We start from the raw sequence: 21,940 nt of genomic DNA, 5'->3' as shown, positions 1-21,940 counted from the left end.
CCAGCCTAGCCTTCATTGCAATGCTGGCAAGACCGCCCGGTCACAGGTTGTGCCGAAGACGGTACAAAGTGTCACCGGGACCGTACCGGAACCGTCACAGGCAGCGTCCGCCGGTCCGACAAAAACTGCGTAAGGCCTTGATTTGCCTGACCTGCAAGGCAGTGGCCCGACCTTTGCTCTACGCTTATAACAAGCGCACAAGCGCGCTCTCTTATAAGTACAAAAGCCAAGGAGAAAACATCATGCGTTACGCTCACCCCGGTACTGAAGGCGCTATCGTTTCGTTCAAGAGCAAATACGGAAACTACATCGGCGGCGAGTTCGTCGCGCCTGTTAAAGGTCAGTACTTCACCAATACCTCGCCAGTGAATGGCCAACCGATTGCCGAATTCCCCCGCTCCACGGCCGAAGACATCGAAAAGGCCCTGGACGCTGCCCACGCCGCTGCCGATGCCTGGGGCGCCACGTCCGCCCAGGCTCGCTCGCTGGTGCTGCTGAAAATCGCCGACCGCATCGAACAGAACCTGGAAGTCCTGGCGATCACCGAATCCTGGGACAACGGCAAAGCCGTGCGTGAAACCCTCAACGCCGACATCCCGCTGGCGGCCGACCATTTCCGTTACTTCGCCGGTTGCATCCGCGCCCAGGAAGGCAGCGCTGCCGAGATCGACGGCAACACCGTGGCGTATCACATCCATGAACCATTGGGCGTGGTCGGGCAGATCATCCCGTGGAACTTCCCGATCCTGATGGCTGCCTGGAAACTCGCCCCGGCCCTGGCGGCCGGTAACTGCGTGGTGCTCAAGCCTGCCGAGCAAACGCCACTGGGCATTACCGTGCTGATGGAGCTGATCGGCGACCTGCTGCCGCCGGGCGTGCTGAACGTGGTGCAAGGCTTCGGCAAAGAAGCCGGCGAAGCCCTGGCCACCAGCAAACGCATCGCCAAGATTGCCTTCACCGGTTCAACCCCGGTCGGCTCGCACATCATGAAATGCGCCGCCGAAAACATCATTCCGTCCACCGTGGAGCTGGGTGGCAAGTCGCCGAACATCTTCTTCGAAGACATCATGAACGCCGAGCCAAGCTTCATTGAAAAAGCCGCTGAAGGCCTGGTGCTGGCGTTCTTCAACCAAGGCGAAGTCTGCACCTGCCCATCCCGCGCCTTGGTGCAAGAGTCGATCTACGACGACTTCATGAAAGTCGTGATGAAAAAAGTCCTGTCGATCAAACGTGGCGACCCGCTGGACACCGACACCATGGTCGGCGCCCAGGCGTCCGAGCAGCAATTCGACAAAATCCTTTCGTACCTGGAAATCGCCAAAGGAGAAGGCGCCGAGCTGCTGACCGGCGGCAAAGTGGAAAAACTCGAGGGCAACCTGGCGACCGGGTATTACATCCAGCCGACCCTGCTCAAGGGCACCAACAAAATGCGCGTGTTCCAGGAAGAAATCTTTGGCCCGGTGGTGAGCATCACCACCTTCAAGGACGAAGCCGAAGCCCTGGCCATCGCCAACGACACCGAGTTCGGCCTGGGTGCCGGCCTCTGGACCCGCGACATCAACCGCGCCTACCGCATGGGCCGTGCCATCAAGGCCGGTCGTGTGTGGACCAACTGCTACCACCTGTACCCGGCGCACGCCGCGTTCGGCGGTTACAAGAAGTCCGGCGTCGGTCGTGAAACCCACAAGATGATGCTCGATCACTATCAGCAGACCAAAAACCTGCTGGTGAGCTACGACATCAATCCGCTGGGCTTCTTCTAAAATCCGGGGGCGGGACAGGTATTCCTGTGTCGCCCTTCAAATAGCCATCGCGAGCAAGCTCGCGATGGCGCCCTCAATGACACACCGAAACCGCCCTGCCGCTCTGGCACGGGCTTTGCGTGCCCGCTCTACACGAAAACGTCGTACCCGAAAGTCCAAAAGATTAAACAATAAAAAATAGAGAGGACTTATGACTTCTACTACACAGCTCAAACCCACACTCGGCACCCTGCATTTATGGGGCATTGCCGTCGGCCTGGTGATTTCCGGCGAGTATTTCGGCTGGAGTTACGGCTGGGGCACCGCAGGGACCCTGGGTTTCCTCGTCACCGCTCTGATGGTGGCGACGATGTACACCTGTTTCATTTTCAGTTTCACCGAACTGACTACTGCAATTCCCCACGCGGGCGGGCCGTTTGCCTACAGCCGGCGGGCTTTTGGTGAGAAAGGCGGACTGATCGCCGGCATCGCCACCCTGATCGAATTCGTCTTTGCGCCACCGGCCATCGCCATGGCCATCGGCGCCTACCTCAACGTGCAATACCCGGAACTGGACCCCAAGATCGCCGCCGTAGGCGCCTATTTCGTGTTCATGGGCTTGAATATCCTCGGCGTCAGCATCGCCGCGACGTTTGAACTGGTAGTCACCGTGCTGGCGGTCGCCGAATTGTTGGTGTTCATGGGCGTCGTTGCGCCGGGCTTCAGCTTCAGTAATTTTGCGCTTAACGGCTGGTCAGGCGCCAACGAGTTCACCATGGGCTCGATTCCCGGCATCTTTGCGGCAATCCCCTTTGCGATCTGGTTTTTCCTTGCGATTGAAGGCGCGGCGATGGCGGCTGAAGAAGCCAAGGACCCGAAACGCACGATTCCCAGGGCATACGTCAGTGGCATTCTGACCTTGGTGTTCCTGGCTATCGGCGTGATGGTGATGGCGGGCGGCGTTGGCGATTGGCGTCAACTGTCGAACATCAACGACCCGTTGCCTCAGGCAATGAAAGCCGTGGTCGGCAACAATTCGAGCTGGATGCACATGCTGGTTTGGATCGGCCTGTTCGGTCTGGTGGCGAGTTTCCACGGGATCATTCTTGGCTACTCGCGGCAGTTCTTTGCGCTGGCCCGGGCCGGTTACCTGCCTCGCGGTCTGGCCAAGCTCTCGCGCTTCCAGACTCCGCACCGGGCGATCCTGGCTGGCGGCGTGATCGGCATCGCGGCGATCTACAGCGACGGCCTGGTCAACCTGCAAGGCATGACCCTGACGGCAGCCATGATCACCATGTCGGTATTCGGTGCCATCGTGATGTACATCATCAGTATGCTGAGCCTGTTCAAACTGCGTAAAACCGAGCCAAACCTTGAACGCACCTTCCGCGCGCCGGGTTATCCGATCGTGCCGGGTATTGCGCTGTTTCTGGCGGTGGTGTGCCTGGTGGCGATGGCCTGGTTCAACACGCTGATTGGCTGTGTGTTCCTCGGGTTTATGGCTGTCGGTTACTTGTATTTCCAATTGACCGCCAAGCAGCGCTTCGATGCGCCGGCGGACGCGATGCTCGAAGGCGTCTGAGTTGCACCGGCGCCGGGCCTGTTGCCCGGCGACTGCCATATTGAAGTGCACCGCCCTCCTGTGGGAGCGAGCTTGCTCGCGATAGCGGTCTTATATCCGACACATGTGCTGAATGACATACCGCTATCGCGAGCAAGCTCGCTCCCACAGGGGTTTGGTGGTGTTTTGAGTCATTGATTGAATCAGGAGAATAACGTGGCCGCATTTGCCCATTCCGTCGGCGCCCAGACCTATCGCTTCGAGAGTCTCAAGGACGTCATGGCCAAGGCCAGCCCGGCGCGTTCCGGGGACTTTCTGGCCGGCGTCGCCGCCCTCAACGATGGCGAGCGTGTGGCCGCGCAGATGGCCCTCGCCAACATCCCGCTCAGCCACTTCCTGCAAGAAGTACTCATTCCGTACGAGACCGATGAAGTCACCCGACTGATCATCGACACTCACGACAAACAAGCCTTCGCCGCCGTCAGCCACCTCACCGTCGGCGGCTTTCGCGACTGGTTGCTCAGCGATGCCGCCGACGAACAGAGCCTGCGCGCCCTCGCGCCAGGCCTGACCCCGGAAATGGCCGCCGCCGTATCGAAGATCATGCGCGTGCAGGATCTGGTGCTGGTGGCGCAGAAAATCCGCGTGGTCACCCTGTTCCGCGGCACGATGGGCCTGCGCGGTCGGCTATCCACCCGCCTGCAACCCAACCACCCCACCGACGAACCGGCTGGCATCGCCGCGAGCGTTTTGGACGGCCTGCTGTATGGCAATGGCGACGCGATGATCGGCATCAACCCGGCCACCGACAGCATCGCCTCAATCTGCGCCATGCTGGAAATGCTCGACGCGATCATTCAGCGCTACGAGATTCCGACCCAGGCCTGCGTGCTGACGCATGTCACCACGTCCATTGAGGCGATCAATCGCGGCGTTCCTCTGGACCTGGTGTTCCAGTCGATCGCCGGCACCGAAGCGGCCAACGCCAGTTTCGGTATCAACCTGAACGTGCTGAAGGAAGGCTATGACGCCGGTTTGAGCCTGAATCGCGGCACGCTGGGCCAGAATCTGATGTATTTCGAGACCGGCCAAGGCAGCGCCCTGTCAGCTAACGCCCACCACGGCATCGATCAACAGACCTGCGAAACCCGCGCCTACGCCGTTGCGCGACATTTCAAACCGTTCCTGGTGAACACCGTCGTAGGATTCATTGGCCCGGAATACCTCTACAACGGTAAACAGATCATCCGCGCCGGCCTCGAGGATCACTTCTGCGGCAAGCTCCTGGGCGTGCCCATGGGTTGCGACATCTGTTACACCAACCACGCCGAAGCCGACCAGGACGACATGGACACCCTGCTGACCCTGTTGGGCGTGGCCGGGATCAACTTCATCATGGGCATCCCCGGCTCCGACGACATCATGCTCAACTACCAGACCACCTCATTCCACGACGCGCTTTACGCTCGCCAGACGCTGGGCCTGAAACCTGCACCGGAATTCGAACAATGGCTGGCGAGAATGGGCATTTTCACCCAGACAGACGGCAAGATTCACTTCGGCGACAGCCTGCCGCCGGCTTTCCGCCAAGCGATGGCGCAACTGGGATGAGTGTTGAAATGGATAAACCACCCGTTGACCCACAGAACCCGTTGCTGGAACTGCGTCGCCTGACGCCGGCGCGGATCGCCTTGGGTAGAACTGGCACCAGCATGCCGACCAGCGCGCAACTGGATTTCCAGTACGCCCACGCTCAGGCGCGGGATGCGGTGCACTTGCCGTTCGACCATGCGGGGCTCAGCTCACAACTGGCTGAACGCGGGCGCGCCAGCTTGCTGCTACACAGCGCCGCTACGGACAGGAACAGTTATTTGCAACGCCCCGATTTGGGGCGAAAGCTGAGTGATGAGTCGGCTCAGACACTGCGCGATTACGCACTGGCCAATCCCGGCGGTGTCGATCTGGCAATTGTCGTTGCCGATGGGTTGTCGGCGCTGGCCGTTCATCGCCATACCCTGCCGTTTCTGGCGCGAATGGAAGATCAGATTGTGAGTGACGGCTGGTCCGTCTCACCGGTCATTCTGGTGGAACAGGGTCGGGTCGCCGTAGCCGACGAGATCGGCGAACTGCTGGGTGCGAAAATGGTGGTAATCCTGATCGGCGAACGCCCTGGCCTCAGCTCCCCGGACAGCCTGGGGCTGTATTTCACCTACAATCCAAAGGTCGGGCTGACGGACGCCTATCGCAACTGCATCTCCAATGTCCGGCTCGAAGGCCTGAGTTACGGCATGGCAGCACACCGCTTGCTGTATTTGATGCGCGAAGCGTGCCGGCGGCAGTTGTCGGGAGTCAATCTGAAGGACGAAGCGCAGGTTCAGACGCTGGAGTCGGACGCAGGAGCGGACATGAAAGGCAATTTCCTACTGAGTCCGCCGAATACCTGAACCGATTCCGCATTGCGTTTCTGATCCAGTTTCAGGCAGGATCGACGCACGGCTGCCCGAGTGAGAACCGTTCGCCGTCAGAGTACGTGAAGACAGCCACTTGAAGACGAGACCAACCATGCGGATTATTCAAGCGACCCTCGAACACCTGGACCTGCTGACCCCGTTGTTCGTCAAATATCGCGAGTTTTATGGCTCTCTGGCCTATCCGGACTCGTCCCGGGCGTTCCTCGAAAAACGCCTGCGTCGCAAGGAGTCGGTGATCTACCTGGCCCTGGCCGATGACGACAGCAACAAACTGATGGGTTTCTGTCAGTTGTATCCGAGCTTTTCGTCCCTTTCGCTGAAGCGCGTGTGGATCCTCAACGACATCTACGTCGCCGAAGAGGCCCGCCGCCAGTTGGTGGCCGACAATCTCATCCGCACCGCGAAGAAAATGGCCAAGGAAACCAATGCTGTGCGGATGCGCGTTTCCACCAGCAGCAATAACGAAGTCGCGCAGAAAACCTACGAATCCATCGGATTCAAGGAAGACACCGAGTTCAAAAACTATGTGTTGCCGATCAGCGACGAGCTCTGATCCACCTCGAACATTGTGGGAGCGAGCTTGCTCGCGATAGCTTCTCCTCGCTATGACTGATACACCGAGGTGCCTGAATCGCGAGCAAGCTCGCTCCCACAGGAATCGATTGCGCCACTCCAACCGGTGTGGATCCCTAGACATCCCCCGCTACAAACTCGACGCGTTTTTCACTTCTCAGCCCGTATAATCCCGAGCTTCCCGGCTTGTAAGAAAAACTACACCCGCTTGTAGCCTTACATGAAGTCAATCGCACGGGTCTGCTGAGTCGGACTATCACCACAGGTGCCCCACATGGATTTCAACCCGCTCGACATTATCCTGCATCTCGATGTGTACCTCGATTTGCTGGTAAACAACTACGGGCCATGGATTTACGCCATTTTGTTCCTGGTGATCTTCTGCGAAACCGGTCTGGTGGTCATGCCATTCCTGCCGGGCGATTCCCTGCTGTTCATCGCTGGCGCAGTAGCCGCCGGCGGCGGTATGGACCCGGTGCTGCTGGGTGGCCTGCTGATGCTGGCGGCAATCCTTGGCGACAGCACCAACTACCTGATCGGAAGAACGGCCGGCGAGCGTTTGTTCAGTAACCCTAATTCGAAAATCTTCCGCCGCGACTACCTGCAGCAAACCCACGACTTCTACGACAAACACGGCGGCAAAACGGTGACGCTGGCGCGCTTCATGCCGATCATTCGCACCTTTGCACCGTTTGTCGCCGGCGTGGCCAAAATGCCCTACCCGCGTTTCTTCGCCTTCAGTGTTTTTGGCACGATCCTCTGGGTGGGCGGTCTGGTGACCCTCGGGTACTTCTTCGGCAACGTACCGTTCATCAAAAAGAACCTGTCGCTGCTGGTAGTGGGCATCATCCTGCTATCGCTGGTACCGATGATCATCGGCATGATCCGCAGTCGCCTTGCAAACGCCGCGTCCAAAGCCCAATCGCGCTGATTCACCATGTGGTCCCTTAGCGCCTGGCGTCGCCAGCGCACCCTGGCCAAGCACCCGATTGCCGACGACATGTGGCAGCGGGTGCGCCATCACTTGAGTTTTCTCGATGGCATCAGCGCCGCCGAAGACCAGTGGCTGCGCGAAGCCAGCGTGCTGTTCCTCCAGGACAAACACCTGACCGCCCTGCCCGGCGTCAAACTCCACCAGGAGCAACGCCTGCTGCTTGCCGCCCAGGCGCAATTGCCGTTGCTACAGCTGGGCGATCTGAACTGGTATCAGGGCTTCCACGAAATCGTCCTCTATCCCGACGACTTCCTCAGCCCCCAGCGCCATCGCGACGCCAGCGGTGTCGAGCACGAATGGGACGGCGAACACAGCGGCGAAGCCTGGCAGCAAGGCCCGATCATCCTCGCCTGGCCCGGCGTGATGGCCAGTGGTGGCTGGGAAGGCTACAACCTGGTAATCCACGAGCTCGCGCATAAACTCGACATGCTCAACGGCGACGCCAACGGGCTGCCGCCGCTGCACGCCGACATGCGGGTCAGCGACTGGGCCAAGGTCATGCAAGAGGCCTACGACGACCTTGATCGGCAACTGGACCGCAATCCCGACGCTGACACCGCCATCGACCCGTACGCAGCGGAAAACCCCGCCGAGTTCTTCGCGGTCACCAGCGAATACTTCTTCAGTGCCCCGGATTTGCTGCACGAGGCGTATCCTCAGGTTTATGAACAACTGAAGCTGTTTTACCGCCAGGACCCTCTGGCCCGGCTGCGGCAACTTCTGGCCGAAGACCCGGTCTATCAGGCACGCGACTAAGGTCTACACGACCTCTGGTCCATAGCATCGGTGGCGGAATATGCCTATAATCGCCGCCACTTTTTGGTCAATCCGGCCAAGTGTTTTTGGTCAACTAACGGGGGCACCGCCCAATGAGCTACAGCAAGATTCCGGCTGGCAAAGACCTGCCGAACGACATCTACGTCGCGATCGAGATTCCGGCCAACCACGCCCCGATCAAATACGAAATCGACAAAGACAGCGATTGCCTGTTCGTTGACCGTTTCATGGCCACCCCGATGTTCTACCCGGCCAACTACGGTTTCATCCCGAACACCTTGGCTGACGACGGTGACCCCCTCGACGTGCTGGTCGTGACCCCTTACCCGGTTGCTCCAGGTTCGGTCATCCGCGCCCGTCCAATCGGCATCCTGCACATGACTGACGACGGCGGCGGCGATGCCAAAGTGGTTGCAGTACCACACGACAAGCTGTCCCAGCTGTACGTCGACGTGAAAGAGTGCAGCGACCTGCCTCCATTGCTGATTCAGCAAATCGAGCACTTCTTCGCGAACTACAAAGACCTCGAAAAAGGCAAATGGGTGAAGATCGAAGGTTGGGGCGACTCCGAAGCCGCTCGCACCGAGATCATGAAGTCGGTTGCTGCCTATAAAGGCTGATAGCCGCTTCTCACGAGCTGCTATAACGAAGAACCCCGGTTGATCCGGGGTTTTTTGTGGGCGTTTGAATATCATGTTCAACAGCACATTTAACTGGCAGGCAAACCGGTTTTTTCTTGTTTAATTTTTACAAAAGACGTCTTACATCAGGACTTAAATTTCACGCCAGATTTGAACGTTTTGTTGAATCAAAGCCTTATGCCGCACGGCTAGACTCGTGTTTATGAAAAAGAACAAATCCTGCGGCCCACGATTCAGAATGCTCCTGAAAGAGCTACAAATCACGACAACGAGATTTGCCGAATTCCTGGGTATTTCCGACCCTCAAACTGTCCATAACTGGTATACCCGCGGAGTTCCTGACTACCGCATGGAAGATGTCGCCAGAAGACTGTCCGTGAATACTGAATGGCTGAAAACCGGCGAAGGACCGCAAGACGCCAGGGAATTGCATCTGATCGACGCATCCGGCAACACCTTCGACGCCCAGTCAATCCGGGGCACCTATCGGGTCATCGACCCAGTCGATATCGAACTACCCTTTTACAAAGAAGCGGCCACTGCCCCCGGCTCCGACAAAAACCATGTCATCAAAGACCCCAGCGAATCGATCCGCCTGCCGCGCAGCGATCTTGACTCCCTGGAAATCAACCACTCCGATGCCATCTGCGCCCGCATGGTTGGCAACAGCATGGCCGAAAAAATTGAAGATGGCTCCATCGTCGCCATCGACCGCGGGCTCACGCAAATTGTCGACGGAGAGATTTACGCAATCGAGCACGACGGCATGTTGCGCATCAAATACCTGAGCCGGGTACCAGGCAACGCGATACGCATGCGCAGCCACAACAGCTCCGAATATCCGGATGAAGTCTTCAGACCTCCGCAAATCGAAGAACAACAAATAAGGGTTCTGGGATGGGTGTTCTGGTGGTCGACCCTGAATAAACGCAGGCCGCCCGTACCTTTTCTGTAAACACATAACTTTGTCGCAGCTGGCGAAGCCTGCGTCCGGCTGCGGAGCAGTCGTCAATCCTGCAGGCACGGTCTGCCTGATTCTCAGCGTTGCATGGTTTTACGACTGCTCCGCAGCCGAACGCAGGCTTCGCCAGCTGCTACAAGTCCCGGGATAGCTCTAGGTCGCACACCACGCTGGGAATTCCCCCAAAAAATCAGTATGCTGCGCCCCACATTTGCGCATCGACCCGCCCCGCGGCGGAGAATCGCACCGACAAGGCAGATGATTTTCTCGCCAAGTCCCACAGCCGGACGCAAGATCCGGGTGTACGTTTTGAAGGCTGGCGCGGTTTACCAAAAATGAACTAAGCCAGTCCCCGAGAAGCCGGCCACAAGCCGGCTTTTTAATACCTGCGTTTTGACTTAAAAGCTTTCCAACTCCTCCATGGAGGCACGAGCAGCACGCTGATACTGGGTCAGTGGCATGCTTATCAAAGCAACCTGCTGAACAGGTAAAAAATTAAACTCTCCGCTGTCCTCATTGCTCAGACCAATTCTTTCAGGAGTCTGACAATCGGCTTCGAGCGTGCAGATTTACAGGTGCGCCCCGGGCTTTGGACCATGAAGCCAACAAAGCGAGTCTATCCAAGTCTACCCCACAGCGTCCCGTCATCGCCGATTGGATTACAGCCTGAAACGCTGGGCAGCGTTGTCGCGCTACCTCGATGACGGGCCGTACCCGTTGACAACAATTGGGCCGAGAACCAGATCCGGCCATGGGCGTTGGGACGCAAGAACTGGCTGTCCGCAGCGTCGCTACACAGCGGAAAACGGGCAGCAGCGATCATGAGCTTAATCCCGTCGGAGCGGCTCAATGGGCATGATCCGTATGCCTATTTGAAGGATGTTCTCACGAGTCTGCGACACAGCGAGCAAGTGAAATCGATCAGTTACTGTCGCATAAGTGGATGCCCGTTGAAGCACGAAGTCGATAGAGCAGAATCGTATGGGCTAGGAGAAATGCTGTCTAAACCAGCGACTTTTGAATTTGATGATCAAATGTTTCTAGAAAATCGTGCATGCTGATTTCTCCGAGATCTACAGCTTTAGCGCCGCCGGCCGCAATAAAGGTGACATCAGTGATACCTAGGACGTTCAGGATCAGTTTCAAATATTGGGTCGCAATGTCACGGTCTCTAATCGGGGAGTCATTGGTGTATACACCTCCCGAGGCGAGCAGCACCGTTGCCTTTTTACTGGTCACCAGCCCTTTACCATCAAAGCCCAAGGTCAGGCCTTTACGTACCACGTGATCCACCCACGCCTTGAGCGCCGCAGGGACGTTATAGTTGTAGACCGGCGTTGAAATAACCACGTGATCGGCTTCCAGCAACTCGGCCGCAAGCTCATCGGATAACTGCAACACGGTTTTCATTTCAGGCGAATGTTGGGTTTCCGGGGTGAAGTAAGCCTGTAACCAGGGGGCCGTCACGAACGTAAGCGGAGTGTCCGTTAGATCCCGTATTTTGATGGCGCCCCGAGGGTGTGCAGCTTCCCACGCGGCCACAAATCGGCGAGTGAGCTGCCGGGAGATTGAAGTATCCCCACGTGGGCTGGTTTCAATGGTGAGAAGCCTGGACATGAAAGTAACTCCTGCGCGGTGACGCGGCGGTATGTTTTGCGTTGTCGCTTTAGGCGATGTGCGACACACTCTACCCAATGCGATCTCTAAGCAGGAGTGATGTAAATATGATTGAGTCAATCTGTTTAAGTGATTGGTCATGATCGGAAATCTGAGCTTGGATCAGCTGCTGATCCTTGTAACCATTGCTGATACAGGCAGTTTCTCGGCAACGGGACGTCACCTGCGGCGTGCTCAATCTGCCATTAGCCAGTCGATTGCCACACTTGAGTCAGTTCAAGGTGTGAGGCTGTTTGATCGGAGCGGCCATCGTCCAACTCTCACTGAGGTAGGTAGAGTGCTAGTGGTTCAAGCGCGCGCAGTGCTGGCAAGCGCTGACCAGTTTGAAGCAATGGCCGCAAGTACGGCAGCAGGGGTTGAGCCGGAGTTGGCTCTCGCCATAGACCCTTTAGTCCCTAGCGCACCGCTCATCGAAAGCCTCCGCGCTATCCGCGAGGCTTTTCCGCATCTGGCAGTGAGTTTTTCTACAGAAGGCTTAGGCGGCGCAGAGCGCCGATTACGCAACGGCGATGCGGCACTGGCGCTTTGCACATTGATTCCGATAGTGCCCGACGATGTCACCGCGCTGCCGCTGCTCAGCGTCGACTTGAGGCCAGTAGTAGCCAGCGGGCATCCCCTGGCTATGTTAGGCCGTCGGGCGACAAGTGCAGACCTCAAGCCTTATGTGCAACTGGTACTTTCCGATCCGGTTTTTCCCGACGGCCCTAGCTATGGGGTGACGGGCAGTCACCAGTGGCGGTTTGTAGATTTGGCACGACGGCTGGATTTTTTGCTCGCCGGGTTCGGTTGGTGCCGAATGCCAGAGCATTTGATTGCGGATCATCTGGCTTCAGGACGCCTCCTACCGCTTGAGTTAACCGCCGAACTTCAGCGCACACCAGACACACTTACGATCTACGCAGCGCACATGCAGAATCGCTCTTTAGGGAAAGCAGGCCGATGGCTTCTGAATGATCTGACCCGTCGTCTGTGCATGTGATGATACGAAGACGACTAACGTCAGCGGTTTGGTTATCCCGTTGGCCAAAGGGCTGATGCGGTTAATCGAACCGGTTGTGCAGGGACTGCCCGGGCCCTGATCGTCTGTGCGTATTTCGCAAGCCAAGGTGTGATGCCTGTCCCTTACATTGCGCCTGCAATCCCACCGGACGAAATCCCACCAGCAGCAAGTGGCAGCACGACTTCTCGGAACATTCGTAGCGGCAATGCACCAAGCATCTTCGCAGCCTCCTCCAGCGCCGGATCAATGCCCCGCATAGCTGCCATGCAGTTGCGCATCAGGAATGGCAATCCAAACCGGTCATTCGGGATAGGCAGAAAACGGCAAAAAACGGTCACTCACAAATGAACAATGTGGGTCATTTAGTTTTATCTACGCAACCTGTGGCACGCCAGGCTTCGCAACGAAATTTGATCGAGAGAGCGTCACCGCTATCCCAGCAGTGCGTGTTTGAGCACCGAGTCGGTCGTGGTCTGATAGTGACTGGACAGCAATTCGCAAGCCTTGTCGATGTCTTTGGCAAGCGCGGCATCCATCAACTGGCGGTGTTCGTTGGGCACATCACGTGCGCTGCTGTCGGCATAGTGCATCGACAAAAAACGATAGCGCGCTGTCTGGTCTCGCAGTGACGAGCACAGCCGCAGTAATGTCGGTGAATTGCAGCTGGAGATCAGCGCCTGGTGGAATACTTCGTGAGCTTTTTCCCACTCGGGTTTTAGCAGTCGCTCCGGGCCTTCGACGATGGTCAGGCGATCCAGTCGGTGGTGAGCGGCAAGAACACGACTCTCCCACTCCACATCACCCTGACGAATCGAATCGGCTAGTGCCTTGCATTCAATGTGCAATCGCGCAGCAGTGATGTCGGCGATTTCTGAGGCAGAGATACGGCCGACACTGAAACCTTTCTGATCGGCGGCAGATACGAAGCCACTGCTGGCCAGGCGCGACAAGGCTTCACGCAGCGGAATCACACCGACGTCGTAGGCTTCGGACAATTCTTTGAGACGCAGGCGACTGCCCGGAGCCAATTGGCCATCGATGATGTCCTGGCGAATCCGCTCTTCCAGCTGCGAAGCCATGGTGCGCTTTTCGGTGGGCTCGGCCGATTGCCAGTTGATCAGAGGGGAATTCAAGGTCGACTCCATTTTTTCGCTTGTCTGCGCGAATCATACACAGAATGAATAATTTCTCACTCTTCCTGAAATATATATTTTTTTGTTGACGGTATATTTTTTTGGCTCTAGCTTTGTAAACACGCAGTCGGTACTGCCCTTCACCACCGGCGCCCATCAAATCAACAAGAGAAACCTGTCATGCGCTACGTCCGCTTCCTCAATCAAGGTCAACCTGTTCTGGGTGTCGTCACTGCCGACGGCGTACGCGTACTAGGAACCGAAACGCTTGAGTCGTTGTTAGCGCGAGGTGTCGATCTGACCACTCATGCCCAAGGTACCAATGGTGCTATCGTCGAAATCGACGAAGACGCATACCTGCCATTGATGGAGCGTCCGACTAAAATTGTTTGCGTAGGTCTGAACTACGCCGATCACACCAAAGAGTCCCCCTACGCTCAACCCACCTACCCCACCTTATTCCCTCGCTGGAATTCCAGCCTGACAGCCCATAACAAACCGCTGATTCGTCCGCGCATCTCCGACACCCTCGACTACGAAGGTGAAATGGCTGTGGTTCTGAAAAGCGGCGGTCGTCACATCAGCAAAGAAGATGCGCTCAACCATGTCGCTGGTTACGCGCTGTTCAACGAAGGTTCGGTGCGTGACTACCAATTCATCTCACCTCAGTGGACTGTTGGCAAAAACTTCGACGACACCGGCGCATTCGGGCCGGTATTGGTGACCGCAGATGAGTTGCCTGCGGGAGGCAAAGGCTTGTTGCTGGAAACGCGTGTCAACGGCAAAGTCGTACAATCGGCCAATACCAACGACATGCTGTTCGATGTAGCCACCATCATCTCTACGCTGAGTGAAGCGGTTACTCTCGAAGCCGGCGACGTGATTGTCAGTGGCACCCCGGCTGGCGTTGGTTTTGGCATGAATCCCAAGGTTTATCTGAAAGCTGGTGATGTGGTCGAAGTATCGATCGAGGGCATTGGCAAACTGGTCAACCCTGTCGTCGACGAAGTCTGATCATAGACACAGCTTCAAACTCGGCGCAGAGCCGACCTCGCCCTGCGCCCCACAACAAGAATAATTAAATGGAGGCAATCATGAGCGTGTCCCATGGTGTGCATTCAATCGATCATTACGCGCTGAACGTCCCATCTCTGGACGAAGCCTTCCAATTCTTTGAAAGCTTCGGCCTCGAGGTTCAACGCGAACCAAATCAACTCCTCTTACGAGCAGCCGACGGCCATGTCTGGGCAAAAATTCTCCCTGCGGCCTCCAAGTCCCTCGCCTATCTGAGCTTCAACTGCTACGAGCAGGATTACGCTGCCTTGCGCCAGCAGATCGAAACCGCTGGCGGGCTGTTCGAAGATCGTCCCGAAGCCGGACTCTGGTTTCGCGACCCGGACGGCAACCTGTTGCACGTGAAGGTCGGCGAAAAAACCATGCCCGATCAAAAGTCCGACCACCACAACAGCATTACCCCGCCTAACAGTCGCGGCGCGACGACCCGCGACGCCATGGCGCAGGTCCGCCCTCGCCGCTTGTCCCATGTCCTGTTATTTACCCCCGATGTGCTTGGCGCGCTGCACTTTTACCAACAGGCCCTGGGCTTGAAGCTCTCCGACAAGTCGATGGACATTATCGCCTTCAGTCATGCCGCCCACGGTTGCGACCATCATCTGGTGGCGTTCGCCAAGAGCAGCGCCAAGGGCTGGCACCACGCTGCGTGGGAAGTCGACAGCATTGATGAAGTCGGCGCGGGCGCTTCGCAAATGGCGGCAGCGGGACACGTGAAAGGCTGGGGCACGGGCCGTCATTGCTTGGGTTCGAACTACTTTCATTACGTGCAGGATCCGTGGGGTTCGTTCTGCGAGTACTCGGCAGACATGGACTACATTTCCGAAGGCAGCGAATGGCCTGCCGGCGATTACCCACCGGAAAACTCACTGTACCTGTGGGGCCCAGACGTGCCGGACAACTTCATTTTCAACACTGAAGTTGATACCCCGGCACCTGCCTGAGTCGCCTGCCGCTTATTGTTTAAAAAACTGGAATTCCTGCATTGCGCGAGCCTCCCCGGTTCGTGCGACAGGCCCGGCCATGCCCGGAAATCATTGCGAAGTACACGAGGCACAGATCATGAACCAGCACACTACAGTCGATGTCGCCATTGCCGGTTACGGCCCTGTGGGCCAGACCCTGGCCATTCTATTGGGCCAAATGGGCTATTCAGTCGCCGTCTTCGAACGCTGGCCAGCGCTTTACCCGCTCCCGCGAGCAGTATTTTACGACCATGAGATTCGCCGAATTTTCCTCTCCATGGGCCTTGGCGAAGAACTGGCGAAAATTTCCCAGCCGTCGGCACGCTACCAGTGGTTCAACGCTGACTGGAAAGTCCTGGTAGAGATCGATTGGTCGGCTGAATCCATCAGTGACGGGCCGTTCGGTTACCTGTTCAACCAGCCATCGCTGGAAGCCGCACTGGACCGCAAAGCCAAGAGCATCGGCAACGTGCAGGTCCATCAGGGCTGGGAAGCGACTGCACTGAAACAAGACATTCAAGGCTGTGACATGGCCCTCAATCGGATCATTCGCAAAGACGGCAAGTTTTCACTCGGTGAAGAGCAGCAAAGTGTCCGGGCTCGTTATGTGATCGGTGCCGACGGCGCCAACAGCTTCGTGCGCCAGTCGCTGGGAGTTGAATGGCAGGATCTGGGCTTTCAGGAAGACTGGCTGGTGGTCGACTTGCAACCCAAGCCCGGTGTGCAACTGGATGTGCCGGACATCGGCCAATGGTGCAACCCCGAGCGACCGACCACCATGGTCCCTGGTGGTCCCGGTTATCGCCGCTGGGAATTCATGCGCCTGCCCCATGAAACCATCGAAGACTTGCAAGACACCGACAAGGTCTGGTCGCTGCTGTCGCGCTGGGTGACGCCGGACACCGCTGACCTGGTGCGCCACGCGGTCTATCAGTTCCGTTCACGCATTGCCTCGAACTGGCACAGCGGTCGGGTAATGCTGGCCGGCGACGCGGCCCACGTGATGCCACCGTTCATGGGCCAAGGCATGTGCTCGGGGATCCGGGATGCATGGAACCTGTCCTGGCGTCTCGATTTGCTGCTCCGCGGTTTGGCTGACGACAGCCTATTGGACAGCTACACACTGGAGCGCAAACCGCAGATCCGCGCCGTGATCGAAGCGTCCATGGCCATGGGTAAAGTAGTTTGCGTATCGGACCCGGTGAAGGCCGCCGAGCGCGATGCAGCCTATTTGAGCGGCAACGTCGCACCACTGCCGCCGTTCCCGGGTTTAACCGATGGTCTATTGCAGGAGGAGGGCCAATTGCGCGGCATTCTTGGGGTGCACGGTTCGATCGAAATCGGTGGCAAGGTCAGCCGCTACGACGATGTCATCGGACGCAGCTTCCACTTGCTGGTGAGAGGTGACGAGAATCCTTTGGCGGTGCTCGACCCGGAACAGCTGGCATTCATTCGTGACTACGACGTGAAAGTCGTTCGGCTCGCGGAAACGGCTGACAGCAGCAAAGGCATCTATCGCGATGTCTCTGGCAAATACCTGCAATTCATGGCCGAAGCCGGACTCAAAGCCCTCATCGTGCGCCCCGACTACTACTGCTATGGCGGCGTCGCAGAGCTGTCTGCACTGCCAAAATTACTCAACTCCCTGCGAGAGCAATTGCAGCACAGCAGCCAACCCCATGTCGTCAATGGTGGAAAGGCCTGCCACGCCTGACACGATTTTCCGGGGGCATGGATGCTCCCGCCCTCTAAAACTCTGACAACAAAAACAAGAGACAGATAATGATCAACATCAAGGCGAAAACGCTTGGTGCGGTTTTGGCCGCCTTCGCAACACTCAACACACATGCCGCCGAAACCCCTGAAACGGGTGAAGGCACGCTATTTCGTAGCTTGTTTGGAGACACGCTGGAAAAGGATTACGGGATTCAAGTCTCTGGCCTTTTTGACGTCGCTTACTCTCGCAATAATCGTTCGACACACGATGAGCGTCAGGATGGGTTGAGCAATCTCCCGGTTGTTGGTTTCGCCGACGAGGGCCTGGAATGGGGTAGCTTGCATCTGTTCGTCGACAAGCCCCTGAAGGGCACCATGGTGCCACGTATCACACCGTTGCCAGGTCCTGCGCCGAGCGAAGCCTCCTTCGGTTTTACCTTCGAAGTGAACTACGGGCGTAATGCCCAGTTCGCCCGTACCACCGGTTGGGACATGCACTGGGACGTTAATTCTCCTGGTGACGACAACCTCGCCAAGGCCCAGCGCGACAAGCAGAAGTTCCTTGCCATTCCCAACATCGCCGCCACCGCCTACCTGCCTTACGGCCCTGGAATAACTGCCATGGCCGGGGTATTCGGCCCGGCCTTGGGCTACGAAATCCCGCCCAACATTCGCGCTGCTCGTAACCCGTTTGCCAGCAAGAGCTACGCCTTCGTCAGCGAGCCGGGAACCGTAAGTGGCGTGCTGCTCGGTACGCGATTGTACAACGGCGAATCGTCGATTCTCGGCGCCGAAGTGGGGGTAGTCCAGGGCTGGAACAACCTGCGCGACAACAACGATCAGAAGTCGGTGATGGGAGCCTTGCGTTGGCGTACTGCAGACATGCAGACCTGGGTGGACTATGAGTTCATCCTCGGCGATGAACAGAACGACAGCTTCAGCGATGTGCAGGCTCCAACGTCGCGCCTGGTGTCACCACAAAGTCAGTTCAAACAACAACACTCGCTCAACGGCTGGCATCGTTTCGACTCAAACTGGTCGATGGGCGCCGAACTGGTTTATGGCCGTCAGGACGGTGACGGCAAGGCCACAACCGTCGACATTATCAACGGTCCTGGTTTCGATGGCGCCCATTGGTGGGGTGCCAACGCGGTGCTCACCTACCAGCAACGCCCGGACCTCTCCTACTCGGTGCGCGCCGAACATTTTGCCGATCCCGACGGGTTCATCCTGCTGCCGGTTTCTACCGCTCGCGGCAATTTCAATGCCCTCACTGCGGGCCTGCGCTATGACCTGAACAAGTACGTCTCGTTGCGCCCTGAAGTGCGTTACGACGTGTTCGATGGCAATGCCGACGATCACCCGTTTGGCGCGGGTCGCAACAGCACGCAGATGACCGGCCTAGTTGAAGCGCTGTTCTATTTCTAAGCCATTGGCGGCCGGGCTTGCATACGGCCGCTAACCCTCAACTCCATCCGAGTAACAACCATGAATAACAATAAGCATGCGTGGGATGTGCGTTACGAATTCAAAGCGGTAGCCCTGCTGGCCTTGGGCTTCGGCCTCGTGGGCCTGGACCGGTTTATCATCCTGCCGCTATTCCCGGTGATGATGAAAGACCTGGGCCTGAACTATCAGGATCTGGGCAACGTGACGGCGATACTGGGCTTGGCCTGGGGCATTTCCTCGATCTTCATGGGGCGGCTGTCCGATCGCATAGGTCGACGCAAAGTGCTGATTCCGGCCGTGCTGGTGTTTTCGCTGCTCGCAGGCCTTTCCGGTTTGGCGACCGGCATCGGCGGGTTGATGCTGATCCGCGCGATCATGGGCATTTCCGAAGGCGCTTTCACCCCAACAGCCCTGGCGGCCACGGCAGAGTCATCGCATCCTCGCCGGCGCGGGATGAACATCGGCATTCAGCAGGCGTTTTTCCCGATCCTCGGCTTGGGTCTCGCGCCCATTCTGGCCACACAGCTGTTACTCGTCGTGCCTTCGTGGCGCTGGGTGTTCGCAATCGTTTCGCTGCCGGGTTTCCTGCTGGCATTGGCGATGTACCGTTACTTGCGGGAAACGCGCGCAGCCACTCCGAAAAAAGCTGAAGCCAGTGCCGTAGTAGACCACCCGAGCTGGCTGGATGCCCTGCGCTACCGCAACGTGCTGCTGAACATCGTCGGCATGTTCTGCATGCTGACCTGCCTGTTCGTGATCAGCGTGATGATGCCTAACTACCTGATGGACTATTTGCACCTAGAAGTACAGCAGATGGGCTTCGTCATGTCGGCCATCGGCCTGGGTGGTTTTCTCGGGCAATTGATCATGCCTGCTGTGTCAGACCGCATCGGCCGTAAACCGGTGGTGCTCATTTCGTTCGTCGCCACCGGCGCATTTCTTTGGTTGCTGATGGGGACTGGTGCCGAGCCGGTCAAGTTGTTCGCGCTACTGTTTCTGACGATTTTCTTCAACTTCAGCATGATCTGCATGACGGTCGGCCCACTCACCAGTGAATCGGTGCCGGCCGCGCTGACGTCTACCGCTACCGGGTTGGTGGTGGGCATTGGTGAGATTTTTGGCGGCGGTGTCGCGCCGGCTATCGCGGGTTATATCGCACAGCATCACGGAATCGAAAACACGATGTATCTGGCACTCGGCGCGGTGGTGGTCGGGTTGCTGGTCGCGACCTGTTTACGTGAAACCGCACCCGCCAGAGTGGCCGAGCCTGGGGGCGAAGGCATCGACAGCGTTTAACAAAATTCACTCCCCACTTGGGGAGCGACAGGAGGTCGGAATGGGATTGTTTGTTCGCAAGAACAGCTCTCCCGCGCCACGCACACGACGAGCGTGCCAGCGCCAGGCGCCACGATCGCCCGGCACTGATTTATCCCTTGAGCGTTTCATCGAAGTAAGGCGCCGGCCACAAGCCGGCGCCGTCTCGTCTGATGTTCGCTAAGACAGCGGCAACAAAACAAAGCGCCCATCAATGCGCACGCTGCGATCCCCTTCTTTGAGGACAAATCCGTTGTTTTTCAGAAAAATGAAGTTGGCACCGCGCTCAATTTTCGGCTTTGGTTTGATTGGCTTGGTCGTCCTGCTGCTTGGCCTGTTCTCATTGAGTATGGTCAAGCAAATGAGTGTGCAGTCCGAAGCCATCAGAGAAGTCTGGGTCCCCGCAATCATCCGGCTTGCAGCGTTGAACACAACGGAGGGTCGAGCCGGAATAATGACCTTTAGGATGGTTGTTCTACAGGACCCCTCTGCCTTGGCCGCCAATCAGACAGCGTTGAAGCAAGTACTCGAAAGCGTTCGACAGCAGCAAGATGATTTTGCCGCGCACCTGCACGAAAAGTCGGAGCAGGAAATCTTCGAACGCTACCTTCAGGCCTACAAGGCTTTCAGTCATGAGCGACTCGAAGTCATCCGGCTCGCAGCAGGTGGGCAAACGGCATCGGCTATTGAGATACTGAACGGCCCCATCGATAAATTTTCCATGAAACTGGGCGTCAGCTCAGGGCAGCTGCTGGATTTTTATCTGAAGCATTACCATCAGGCGGCTGAAAACGAACAGCAGACACGTGATCGTGTCGTGACGGGGGTCATTGCGGCAATGGCACTGGCCGCCCTGTTGACTGTACTGCTGGCGACGCTCTACACCAGAAGTATCAACCAGCCACTGCTCGACGCTCTTAAGGTAGCGGAGAACATTGCGCAAGGTGATTTGACCTCTTCAATCGACGATACGGGGAACGATGAGCCAGCCTTATTGCTTCGAGCATTGAGGGCCATGCAGGGCAATCTTCACGACACCGTTCTGCGTATAACGGACTCTTCCACCCTGCTGGCTTCGTCCTCGCAGCAGTTTCATTCAGTAATAGCGATCGCTACGAGCGGGCTTCAGGAACAGAACAGGGAAATCGAGCAAGCCGCCACGGCCGTGAATGAAATGACCGCTGCGGTCGATGAAGTCGCGAGAAATGCATCGGCAACGGCACACGCTTCACGAACCACGGATGTCGCGGCACAAACTGGTAAAGCTCGTGTCGTCGAAACACTTGAGTCGCTCTCACTATTAGCAGAGCGCATTTCCATTACCGCAGATCGCGTAGAAGCACTTGCAAGCAGCGTGTCCGGCATTAACCGGGTGCTTGAGGTAATACGGTCTATTGCCGAGCAGACTAACCTCCTCGCGCTTAATGCAGCCATTGAAGCCGCCCGGGCGGGGGAAGCAGGTAGAGGTTTTGCTGTCGTCGCAGAGGAAGTGCGGGCATTAGCTTTTCAGACGCAACAATCTACGGGTGAGATTGAACTGATGGTCAGCGAGCTAAGCAGCGTGGCGGCGCAAACATTGTCGTCTATGCAACTGAGCACGGATCGTGTCCACTCAACCTTAGGCCTTGCTCAAGAGGCGGATTCGGCGTTGCAACAGGTAACCATTGCAGTCGAGTCAATCAGTCAAATGAACATCGTCATCGCCAGTGCGTCGGAGCAGCAAGCCCAAGTCTCTCGGGAAATTGACCGGAGCTTGATCAGCATTCGTGATCTGTCGGTGCAAACCTCGGCGGGCGCGGTACAGATTCATTCGACCAGCGAAGAACTGTCGCTCCTGGCCACGGGCCTGCGCGGACACATCAACAGGTTTCGCCTCTAGCTCGGGCGTTCAGCAT

The 21,940-nt window shown here is 57.4% G+C and carries 18 protein-coding genes and 1 pseudogene; 17 read left to right on the top strand and 2 right to left on the bottom strand.

The window, feature by feature from the left end:
- Positions 1 to 242: 242 nt before the first annotated feature.
- The 10 genes and pseudogenes from MO767_RS08710 to MO767_RS08665 form a co-directional block, all read left to right on the top strand.
- On the top strand, positions 243 to 1,763 hold the full coding sequence (locus MO767_RS08710; protein WP_282480161.1) for an aldehyde dehydrogenase family protein: 1,521 nt from the start codon (positions 243 to 245) through the stop codon (positions 1,761 to 1,763).
- Between the two features lie 190 nt (positions 1,764 to 1,953).
- Positions 1,954 to 3,324 carry an ethanolamine permease gene (eat, locus tag MO767_RS08705; protein ID WP_046047379.1) on the top strand — a complete coding sequence of 457 codons (1,371 nt, stop codon included), beginning with the start codon at positions 1,954 to 1,956 and terminating at the stop codon, positions 3,322 to 3,324.
- A gap of 195 nt (positions 3,325 to 3,519) precedes the next feature.
- A complete protein-coding gene (locus MO767_RS08700) occupies positions 3,520 to 4,914 on the top strand; it encodes an ethanolamine ammonia-lyase subunit EutB (protein WP_282480160.1) in 1,395 nt (464 codons plus the stop codon).
- Positions 4,915 to 4,922: 8 nt separating this feature from the next.
- Positions 4,923 to 5,747 (top strand): ethanolamine ammonia-lyase subunit EutC, encoded by an 825-nt coding sequence (gene eutC, locus MO767_RS08695; protein ID WP_282480159.1) that lies wholly within the window; start codon positions 4,923 to 4,925, stop codon positions 5,745 to 5,747.
- Positions 5,748 to 5,865: 118 nt separating this feature from the next.
- Positions 5,866 to 6,327 carry a GNAT family N-acetyltransferase gene (locus MO767_RS08690; protein WP_095130795.1) on the top strand — a complete coding sequence of 154 codons (462 nt, stop codon included), beginning with the start codon at positions 5,866 to 5,868 and terminating at the stop codon, positions 6,325 to 6,327.
- Between the two features lie 294 nt (positions 6,328 to 6,621).
- A complete protein-coding gene (locus MO767_RS08685) occupies positions 6,622 to 7,278 on the top strand; it encodes a DedA family protein (RefSeq protein WP_056743613.1) in 657 nt (218 codons plus the stop codon).
- 6 nt (positions 7,279 to 7,284) lie between these two features.
- Entirely contained in the window at positions 7,285 to 8,097 is an 813-nt protein-coding gene (locus tag MO767_RS08680; protein ID WP_282480158.1) for a zinc-dependent peptidase, read from the top strand.
- 113 nt (positions 8,098 to 8,210) lie between these two features.
- Positions 8,211 to 8,738, top strand: coding sequence for an inorganic diphosphatase (gene ppa, locus MO767_RS08675; protein WP_123367670.1), 528 nt, complete (start codon positions 8,211 to 8,213; stop codon positions 8,736 to 8,738).
- A 223-nt stretch (positions 8,739 to 8,961) separates the two neighbouring features.
- Complete coding sequence (locus tag MO767_RS08670) at positions 8,962 to 9,714, top strand: S24 family peptidase (RefSeq protein ID WP_282480157.1); 753 nt, start codon at positions 8,962 to 8,964, stop codon at positions 9,712 to 9,714.
- A 654-nt stretch (positions 9,715 to 10,368) separates the two neighbouring features.
- Positions 10,369 to 10,690 (top strand): annotated as a pseudogene (locus MO767_RS08665) (transposase); the annotation flags it as partial.
- 32 nt (positions 10,691 to 10,722) lie between these two features.
- Here MO767_RS08665 and MO767_RS08660 read toward each other — a convergent pair.
- Positions 10,723 to 11,337, bottom strand: coding sequence for an NAD(P)H-dependent oxidoreductase (locus tag MO767_RS08660; protein WP_282480156.1), 615 nt, complete (start codon positions 11,335 to 11,337; stop codon positions 10,723 to 10,725).
- Positions 11,338 to 11,476: 139 nt separating this feature from the next.
- On the opposite strand from MO767_RS08660, the gene MO767_RS08655 reads away from it, so the two are divergent.
- Positions 11,477 to 12,376: a LysR family transcriptional regulator gene (locus MO767_RS08655; RefSeq protein ID WP_282480155.1), complete on the top strand. Its 900-nt coding sequence runs from the start codon at positions 11,477 to 11,479 to the stop codon at positions 12,374 to 12,376.
- 452 nt (positions 12,377 to 12,828) lie between these two features.
- On the opposite strand, the gene MO767_RS08650 is transcribed toward MO767_RS08655, so the two are convergent.
- Positions 12,829 to 13,530, bottom strand: a complete 702-nt coding sequence (locus tag MO767_RS08650; RefSeq protein ID WP_282480154.1) for an FCD domain-containing protein — start codon at positions 13,528 to 13,530, stop codon at positions 12,829 to 12,831.
- Positions 13,531 to 13,710: 180 nt separating this feature from the next.
- On the opposite strand from MO767_RS08650, the gene MO767_RS08645 reads away from it, so the two are divergent.
- From MO767_RS08645 to MO767_RS08620, 6 genes are all read left to right on the top strand, one after another.
- Positions 13,711 to 14,544, top strand: coding sequence for a fumarylacetoacetate hydrolase family protein (locus tag MO767_RS08645; RefSeq protein WP_282480153.1), 834 nt, complete (start codon positions 13,711 to 13,713; stop codon positions 14,542 to 14,544).
- Between the two features lie 80 nt (positions 14,545 to 14,624).
- Entirely contained in the window at positions 14,625 to 15,545 is a 921-nt protein-coding gene (locus MO767_RS08640) for a VOC family protein (protein ID WP_282480152.1), read from the top strand.
- Positions 15,546 to 15,663: 118 nt separating this feature from the next.
- Complete coding sequence (locus MO767_RS08635) at positions 15,664 to 17,280, top strand: bifunctional 3-(3-hydroxy-phenyl)propionate/3-hydroxycinnamic acid hydroxylase (protein ID WP_282480151.1); 1,617 nt, start codon at positions 15,664 to 15,666, stop codon at positions 17,278 to 17,280.
- A 68-nt stretch (positions 17,281 to 17,348) separates the two neighbouring features.
- On the top strand, positions 17,349 to 18,710 hold the full coding sequence (locus MO767_RS08630; protein ID WP_282480150.1) for an outer membrane beta-barrel protein: 1,362 nt from the start codon (positions 17,349 to 17,351) through the stop codon (positions 18,708 to 18,710).
- 60 nt (positions 18,711 to 18,770) lie between these two features.
- The gene (locus MO767_RS08625; protein ID WP_282480149.1) at positions 18,771 to 20,027 is read left to right on the top strand and encodes an MFS transporter; all 1,257 of its coding nucleotides are present in this window, start codon (positions 18,771 to 18,773) and stop codon (positions 20,025 to 20,027) included.
- 232 nt (positions 20,028 to 20,259) lie between these two features.
- Complete coding sequence (locus tag MO767_RS08620) at positions 20,260 to 21,924, top strand: methyl-accepting chemotaxis protein (protein WP_282480148.1); 1,665 nt, start codon at positions 20,260 to 20,262, stop codon at positions 21,922 to 21,924.
- The last annotated feature ends 16 nt before the right edge of the window (positions 21,925 to 21,940 follow it).

The organism is Pseudomonas sp. UYIF39, from assembly GCF_029963765.1.
In the GTDB taxonomy this organism is placed as follows: Bacteria; Pseudomonadota; Gammaproteobacteria; order Pseudomonadales; family Pseudomonadaceae; genus Aquipseudomonas.
This window is presented reverse-complemented; position numbering and strand designations above follow the sequence as displayed.

Coding starts and splice junctions, on each gene's coding strand:
- MO767_RS08710 (WP_282480161.1), top strand. CDS start 243: ATGCGTTACGCTCACCCCGGTACTGAAGGCGCTATCGTTTCGTTCAAG.
- eat (WP_046047379.1), top strand. CDS start 1,954: ATGACTTCTACTACACAGCTCAAACCCACACTCGGCACCCTGCATTTA.
- eutC (WP_282480159.1), top strand. CDS start 4,923: ATGGATAAACCACCCGTTGACCCACAGAACCCGTTGCTGGAACTGCGT.
- MO767_RS08690 (WP_095130795.1), top strand. CDS start 5,866: ATGCGGATTATTCAAGCGACCCTCGAACACCTGGACCTGCTGACCCCG.
- MO767_RS08685 (WP_056743613.1), top strand. CDS start 6,622: ATGGATTTCAACCCGCTCGACATTATCCTGCATCTCGATGTGTACCTC.
- MO767_RS08680 (WP_282480158.1), top strand. CDS start 7,285: ATGTGGTCCCTTAGCGCCTGGCGTCGCCAGCGCACCCTGGCCAAGCAC.
- ppa (WP_123367670.1), top strand. CDS start 8,211: ATGAGCTACAGCAAGATTCCGGCTGGCAAAGACCTGCCGAACGACATC.
- MO767_RS08670 (WP_282480157.1), top strand. CDS start 8,962: ATGAAAAAGAACAAATCCTGCGGCCCACGATTCAGAATGCTCCTGAAA.
- MO767_RS08660 (WP_282480156.1), bottom strand. CDS start 11,337: ATGTCCAGGCTTCTCACCATTGAAACCAGCCCACGTGGGGATACTTCA.
- MO767_RS08655 (WP_282480155.1), top strand. CDS start 11,477: ATGATCGGAAATCTGAGCTTGGATCAGCTGCTGATCCTTGTAACCATT.
- MO767_RS08645 (WP_282480153.1), top strand. CDS start 13,711: ATGCGCTACGTCCGCTTCCTCAATCAAGGTCAACCTGTTCTGGGTGTC.
- MO767_RS08640 (WP_282480152.1), top strand. CDS start 14,625: ATGAGCGTGTCCCATGGTGTGCATTCAATCGATCATTACGCGCTGAAC.
- MO767_RS08635 (WP_282480151.1), top strand. CDS start 15,664: ATGAACCAGCACACTACAGTCGATGTCGCCATTGCCGGTTACGGCCCT.
- MO767_RS08630 (WP_282480150.1), top strand. CDS start 17,349: ATGATCAACATCAAGGCGAAAACGCTTGGTGCGGTTTTGGCCGCCTTC.
- MO767_RS08625 (WP_282480149.1), top strand. CDS start 18,771: ATGAATAACAATAAGCATGCGTGGGATGTGCGTTACGAATTCAAAGCG.
- MO767_RS08620 (WP_282480148.1), top strand. CDS start 20,260: ATGCGCACGCTGCGATCCCCTTCTTTGAGGACAAATCCGTTGTTTTTC.